Annotated in this window: 6 protein-coding genes; 3 read left to right on the top strand and 3 right to left on the bottom strand. The window is 59.5% G+C overall.

Annotation, left to right across the window (positions count from 1 at the left end; all coding sequences use genetic code 11):
* Positions 1–106 precede the first annotated feature (106 nt).
* Entirely contained in the window at positions 107–463 is a 357-nt protein-coding gene (locus EET67_RS24825; RefSeq protein WP_128628852.1) for a terminase TerL endonuclease subunit, read from the bottom strand.
* A 224-nt stretch (positions 464–687) separates the two neighbouring features.
* Here EET67_RS24825 and EET67_RS24830 point away from each other — a divergent pair, with 224 nt between their 5' ends.
* Both EET67_RS24830 and EET67_RS24835 read left to right on the top strand, forming a co-directional pair.
* The gene (locus tag EET67_RS24830; protein ID WP_210211172.1) at positions 688–2,154 is read left to right on the top strand and encodes an MFS transporter; all 1,467 of its coding nucleotides are present in this window, start codon (positions 688–690) and stop codon (positions 2,152–2,154) included.
* Position 2,155: 1 nt separating this feature from the next.
* A complete protein-coding gene (locus tag EET67_RS24835; RefSeq protein ID WP_128628854.1) occupies positions 2,156–3,310 on the top strand; it encodes a M20 aminoacylase family protein in 1,155 nt (384 codons plus the stop codon).
* 296 nt (positions 3,311–3,606) lie between these two features.
* Here the strand turns inward: EET67_RS24835 and EET67_RS24840 are convergent, their stop codons facing one another.
* A complete protein-coding gene (locus EET67_RS24840; RefSeq protein ID WP_128628855.1) occupies positions 3,607–4,278 on the bottom strand; it encodes an SOS response-associated peptidase in 672 nt (223 codons plus the stop codon).
* Positions 4,279–4,328: 50 nt separating this feature from the next.
* Positions 4,329–4,703, bottom strand: coding sequence for a hypothetical protein (locus tag EET67_RS24845; protein WP_128628856.1), 375 nt, complete (start codon positions 4,701–4,703; stop codon positions 4,329–4,331).
* Positions 4,704–5,842: 1,139 nt separating this feature from the next.
* Here EET67_RS24845 and EET67_RS26730 point away from each other — a divergent pair.
* On the top strand, positions 5,843–6,990 hold a 1,148-nt coding region (locus tag EET67_RS26730; RefSeq protein ID WP_425359556.1), incomplete at its 3' end, for a hypothetical protein.

Consider the following 6,990-nt stretch of genomic DNA (forward strand, 5'->3'; position numbering starts at 1 on the left):
ACCTCGAAGTTCTTGCTATCAGACATATGTGCGCTCACAGGAGCCTCCCAGGACAAATCACCCTGGAGACTCCCAGATCAGCGAACCAGCCGCTACGTGGGGTGACCTACGCGCTTACGGTCGAGCGTTCCTTGTCCGGCTTGATGTTGCCAGCCGGATCATGGCGCACGGCAACATTGGAAGCATTCCAGCGGAGGACCGGATGGCCGCCATGCCAGAGGTTTCGCGATACTGACAACCGTTCCAGTTCTGCCGTGGGAGCGGCCATGCTCAAGAAACCCTGGCCGAACTGGACCAGGTTCAATCCTTCATCCGCCAGATGCTGGACGATCTCGCCGGCAAAGGTGCGGTACGGGGAGTAGGATTCGACTGTTTTGACCATGGGGCGATAGTCTCGCTGCACCCTGGTTACTTCGGCTTCCGCCTGCCGTAGGGGCATTGCCGCCAAGCTCTGACCACGCATTCGAGTTAACTCCTCGTGGCGATGTCTTGTCGCGCAGGAGTTCAAGCAAGTTCAGAGCCATTTCGTTTTGATTTCCGGATAACAGAAAACCATGGCACTCTGGTGCGGAACACGCCTTCCATTGCAGGTCATGTACATGTCTCGAGCTTAGTAGGCCGACTGACATAAACAAGGAGGCCTTCATAGTCCAAACCAGGACGGAATCCTACCGAGGCAATGACCGGTTGCTGTATGGTATCATTCTAGGCGTGCTGGCGTTCTGGCTGTTCGCCCAAACGACGCTGAACATCGCACCCGATATGGCTGCCGATCTTCAGCTGGAGCAATCGTTCATGAACATCGCCGTGTCGATCACGGCGCTGTTTTCGGGCATTTTCATCGTCGTGATTGGCGGTCTGGCCGACCGGATCGGCCGAGTGAAGGTCGTCATGCTAGGGTTCGGCTTCTCGATCGCCGGCTCGCTTCTGGTCGGACTGGCCCCCTCGAATACGCTTGGCGGCACCTTCCTTATGCTAGGCCGAATCTGTCAGGGCCTGTCGGGGGCATTCATCATGCCGGCCTCGCTGGCGCTGGTGAAAGCCTATTGGGATGGAGCGGAGCGCCAGCGGGCGATCTCGCTTTGGTCGATGGGATCGTGGGGTGGCTCGGGCTTCGCGGCGCTGTTCGGCGGGCTGATGGCCCAAAATGTCGGCTGGCGCTGGATATTCATCATCGCCGCCCTCGTGTCACTGGTCGGCATGCTGATGGTGCGCGGTACCCCGGAAAGCAAGGCGCCACCGAAAGAGAACTATAGGTTCGATATGCCGGGCGTGCTGACCTTCATGGTCGCGATGGTCGCTTTGCAGATTTTCGCCACGCAGGGTGGCGCATGGGGCTGGACCAGCCTCGCCTCACTCGGGTTGCTGGCGGTGGCGGTGGTTTTCGGCGTCCTGTTCTTCCGTATCGAAAGCAACAATCCGGACGCCTTTGTGCAGTTTCGTCTGTTCCGGAACCTTACTTATACAGGCGCGACGATCTCGAACCTGCTGCTCAATGCCACCGCAGGCATCATCATGGTGGCGATGCTGGTATTGCAGCAGGGCGGGGCAATGACCGCACAGAAGGCGGGGTTCCTGACCATCGGCTATGCCATCACCATTCTTGCCTTTATCCGTTTTGGTGAAAAGCTGCTGCAACGCCATGGTCCGCGCAAGCCGATGTTGTGGGGCAGCTATATCGTCGGCCTGTCCATTGCATTACTGATGCCGACCAACTTGATGCTCGGCGCCTATACCGTTCTGGCCGTGATTGCCTTCGCATTGTTCGGGCTGGGGCTGGCCTTCTACGCCACGCCGTCCACCGATGCGGCGCTGTCGAACCTCCCCGAGGATCAGGCCGGCGCGGGCGCAGGTATCTACAAGATGGCTTCCTCGCTCGGCGCGTCGTTTGGTGTGGCCATCTCAGCCACGATCTACACCGCCATCGCGGGCAATCCCGAGGGCGTCAAATGGATCGAAGGCGTCATTACCTTCACGGGCAATCAGGAGAACCTTGCCTCGCGCGAAGCGGCCTTCTTCGCATTGCTGGCCAATTTGGTGATGGTGGCGACCGCAGTCGTATCGATCCTAGTCACCGTGCCCAAGGGAAAATCGGTCGAGCCAGTGGAACCCGCCCCCGCTGGTCGCACGCATCCGTCGACGCAGGAGAAGTGACATGAACGCAATCGTCAAGCAACTCGACACCGAAGCGATGACGGAATGGTTCGAACACATGCATCGCCATCCTGAATTATCGATGCAGGAGGAGCGTACCGCCGCCTATATAGCCGAGACGCTGCGCAGATTCGGCGGCTACGAGGTTGAGACCGGCATCGGCAAGCATGGCATCGTTGCCACGCTAAAAGCCGGGGACGGAGACAGGACGATCGGACTCAGGGCCGATTTCGATGCACTGCCAATCCAGGAAGAAAACGACTTTCCTTACAAGTCGACCGTAGATGGGGTTGCGCATCTGTGCGGCCATGACGGCCATACCTCCATGCTGCTGGGGGCCGCCAAGCATCTTGCCGAGACTAAAAACTTCAACGGTACCGTCCGGCTTATCTTCCAGCCCGGCGAGGAAACTATGGAAGGCGGCCCGGCGATGATCGAGGACGGTCTCTTCGAGCGGTTCCCCGTTGATGCCGTCTTCGGCATGCACAACATCCCCGGTCTTGAAGAAGGCAAGTTCTACTTCCACCCCGGCGAGATGATGTCGGCGGTCGACAATTGGGAGGTCGAGATCGTCGGCAAGGGCGGCCACGGCGGCATCCCCGAACTGACCATCGATCCGGTGGTGGCCGGCTCGTCCGTCGTCATGGCTATCCAGAGCATTGTGTCGCGCAACGTCGCGCCGGCGAACCGGGCGGTCGTGACCATCGGCGCGTTCCTCGCGGGCAATGCCGGCAATGTGGTGGCGGGCAATGCGATCCTGCGCTTTTCAATTCGGACCACTACACCCGAGGATCGCGAGATGGTCCTGGGCAATATCCGCCGTATCGTCGATCACCAGTCGCAATCCTTCGGCTGCACCTCCGAAATCCGCGAGGGGGTTCCGGGTGCGGTGCTGGTCAATGATGCCGGGGAAACCGAAAGGGCCGCCAGGATCGCGCAGGCGGCCTTCGGCAAAGATCAGGTGATCTATCCCGGCCCGTCATTCCTCGCTTCGGAGGACTTCGCTTTCATGCTGCAAAAGAAGAAGGGCACCTATTGCTTTCTCGGTAGCGGCCCGGGAAAGATGGTCCACCATCCTGAGTATTGTTTTAATCAAGACATTCTGCCTGTGGGTGCGGCCTATTGGGTGGCGCTGACCGAAGGCTACTTGCGCTGATCAAATCAGCGGACTTATCAACGTCGCGGGGCTGGTAGCGGCAACTTCTGCTGCCTCATGCTCGATCGCAACGTCTGTCAGTGATGCAACGTGGGCCATGGCCTAGAACGGCCAGGCTCCCCGCTAGTTCCCGTTGCGAAAAGGCGCCACCCGTTGCGCCTCGCCTTCGTCCCGGTGTTCCATGCAATACCAGATCATGCCGCCTCGGCTGTGATAGCCAAAGGGCGCAACACGCTGGCAGGCGTCATGTGCGCAGGAATGCGATAGCCGGCCGCTCGTTTCGGTAACTGGTGTGCTCATAGCGGGTTCAAAGGTCCTATCAGGCCAGAGTGGTCAGAACCATTTCGCGTTGCGTTGACTTCGCGGCCGACGCGGTGGAACTGCAGATCACCGTCGAGATCGTGTTTCAGGAGGTTCTTGGCTTCGGCAACCGATGTCGCCGAGTCAAGCCAGGCGTCGTAGGCGCCGGGTGCCAGGATGATCGGCAGCCGATCATGAAGCTGTGTCATGGGCTCTTGTGCGGCGGCCGTGAGGATCGTGCAACTGGTGATGTCGAGCGCTCGATTGTAGGCCCATAGCCCGGCGAAACTGAACGGCTGGTCATTCAAGTGAATGAACCACGGATCCTTGCCACCATCCTCCGCATTCTTGGTCCATTCGTAGAAGCCATCAGCCGGTATCAGGCAGCGCTTTTCCTTGTCACGGAAGGCTGGCTTGTCGGCGGCTTCTTCCGAGCGTGCGTTGAAGGTCGGGAATTTGGGCCGCTCCTTCGCCCAATAGGGGACGAGCCACCACATGCCGGTGCGCACCTTATGCATGCCGTCTTCACCGGCGGTGACGAATAGCACGTCCTCAGTCGGCGCGATGTTGTAGCGCGCCGCCGTGTTGCGGCCGCGCTCGGCATCCGTCAATCGGTACATCCGATGAATATCAGCCCAGTTGTGAAATCGTGTGAAGCGCCCGCACATTCAGGTCCCCATCCATTTCGCCCAAACGCTCTTTAGCACGCCGCCGCGTCTTAGTCCCTCAGGATAGCGGGGACCTTCAGCGGGCCGCTTTCCAGAAGGCGCGTCCAGACGCCTGATCGCGGCCACCAGCCGCGGCGTCCGCCCTCACGATCGGCCGGATTGAAAAACTCACCCCCAAAACGCGACTGGAACAGCTCGGCCTTTTCCCGCTTGGCAAAGCAATGCAGCCGCATGTCCTGGTAGCGGCCGTTCGGCCAGACGGCCTGGACCCTGCGGGTGTGAAAATGCAGGCTGTTGTCGCGGCAAAATGCGGCAATGAGACCGAAGTTGTGATCGCAGCACATGTCGTCAGGCAGGGCGACCTGGTGGGGCCACTCGCGGTCGATCCGCGCGGGTGATGGTGTGTATGATGCGCGGGGCGCCATGCCTGCTGATCCAGTTGGTTGGGCAGATTTTTTACACGGGCCTCTTGCCGAAGCAAGGTATTTGTTCCTAATTTGTTCTGGTCATGCCGGAACCGTATTGGCCTAAAAAAGGAGACTACCTACTCGATATTGCAAGCGCACGCACAATTACCGGCCCGACGATCTGATCCAGATATTCGGCGATATGGACACCGATGACCTCGCTCGTCGCATGACGTGTGAGAAAGGCCATACCGGGGGGATGAATGTCGAGACGTTTGTCCCGTCCGGCCGTGAGGCAGTCGGGCTGCGCATCCGCCGCCTGGTTGCTATAAAGATCAAGCGGGTGCCGGTGTGGCGGGAAGACTGACGTGGCAAGGCCGGACGTTTCAATCTCTCATAGATGGCCAAATGACGGTGACCGACGTATTGCGGCGCCTGGCCAGGTGCAACCATCGAACTGCGTCGAGCGCCTTGGGATACCAGAAGGGTCCGGCCGGCCCTATCCCTATCCTAATGCGCCGTCGCGCTGCGGCCATCGCCATGAGCATCATCTGATGCATGGATAACGACCCTTCAGGCTGCGACGAGATCACCATCTGCGCGCCGAGAGGCCCATCGCCCGTTTGTGATGGGTAAAACAGTTCTCCCTGGAGCACCTCGCTTGTGGCCTCCAGCCCCATTCTACTGGTCGCCCCAGGATGTCATAGACAGGGCACTGGAGTTCGCCGGCCTCTGGAACCTGCGCGAGTGGCGGACAATCCGCCCGAGCCTTTCCGCATCCTTGAGCCCTCATGCGGCGATGGCCGGATCATGGATGCGATCCGGCTGCGCGGTCATCGTGTCTTCGGCATCGAGTACCATTCAGGCAGGGCGGCGGAGCGCGGGCGAAGAGACAGAATGTCCTGACGGCCAATTTTCTCGAACAGCCCTCTAAGGCTGAGTTCGACATGGTGGTGATGAACACGCCGTTCTACGGGCGGCACTACGTCAATCATGTGCGCCATGCGCTGGAGTTGAAGCCCGGCATCAATTCTCCCGGCAACGGTGCACTATGACCATGGCGAGCTGAAAGGCGAGTGGCGCGACCTTCCGGTCGGCTCCTTCTCTGAAGCCGGGACGAAGGTTCCCACCGGCTTGCTGAAAATCAGGAGGCCGGCATGATGCGAGTCCAGTGGGCCGGCCCGCTCTTCTACCCGCCGGTCGGCAAGATCGCCGTGCTGGACAGTGGCTCGGAAATCGTCTGGCACGACGAATCCGAGAGCGCCGATTGCTTCACCGGCCTGCTGCCCAAAGACGGCCGCTCCCCGAACCAGCGTGTCGTCTTCGACCTGAGCTGCATGTGGGGCCGCCAGTTCATCCACCACATCGAGGAGCCGACCGGGGACGACCTTCGGCTGGGCTGGCTCCCGCGAGGAGGCCGCCTGATGTCAGTACAGCAATACCGTCGTGTCAATTTGTATCCCGGCCGCCCTCAGTGCCAAGACAAATGCAGATCCGGCAGATGCCACGCTGTTCGTACCAATCTCAGCGCCGGCACACTGGTTCATCGCGTCGGTCCACTGGGCGCAATCGTTCTTAGCTCTGTGATCGATGAGAAAGTCCGTCGCCTCAGCTACCGTCGATACCAGGCTGAACCTTCGTGGCGAGCCTGCGCAGACGACCATCGGCGTCCGGAATTGTTGACTATCCATCGGCCACAGTACGCCTCAACAGCACCGATAGCGAGCGGGATATTCAGAAAGGCGAGGGTGTTAGATCGCCTGTTCTTCCACCAAAATATCGGCTTCTGCGGCTGCATCCTCAAACGCCTTACGAGCGGTTTCCGCCTTTTCATTGCCGCCCAACACTCGCATGCACGCCATTCTCGCCTGGCTCAGGTAGCCGGTTTCACCGGTTGGCCAACTGTAAAGCAGAAGCTCCGCAGCTTGGCGCGTTGTGAAAATCTCAAGCTCTTTGGATTTCAGCACAACTCGAACAGACGTTTCAAACACCCCATGATCGTCGAGGTTTTCCATGATGGTTATCTCCCTTCATGGAACCTACGCACAGAGGCGGGAGATGGTTGCCTATTTCGCCTCGTGTCTTTGTTCACGAAAACGAAAACGCTTTCACAGGAATTTAGGGGCCGACGGGTTTCAGTTGCGAGCGAGAATGTGCGCCTTGATTGGCGAACTGAAGAACTGACCCCGCATTGCCTCAAGCAAAATGTTACCGATAGTGTTGATGCTCCAGCTGGGATGGCCATGGATCGCTGTTCCGGTTTGGGGGACGGATGGCGGGGCTCAGCATGGCGACACGGTCGGAA

This window comes from Borborobacter arsenicus (assembly GCF_003934165.1).
Classification (GTDB): Bacteria; Pseudomonadota; Alphaproteobacteria; order Rhizobiales; family Rhizobiaceae; genus Pseudaminobacter; species Pseudaminobacter arsenicus.

Coding starts and splice junctions, on each gene's coding strand:
- EET67_RS24845 (WP_128628856.1), bottom strand. CDS start 4,703: ATGGCGCCCCGCGCATCATACACACCATCACCCGCGCGGATCGACCGC.
- EET67_RS24835 (WP_128628854.1), top strand. CDS start 2,156: ATGAACGCAATCGTCAAGCAACTCGACACCGAAGCGATGACGGAATGG.
- EET67_RS24840 (WP_128628855.1), bottom strand. CDS start 4,278: ATGTGCGGGCGCTTCACACGATTTCACAACTGGGCTGATATTCATCGG.
- EET67_RS24825 (WP_128628852.1), bottom strand. CDS start 463: ATGCGTGGTCAGAGCTTGGCGGCAATGCCCCTACGGCAGGCGGAAGCC.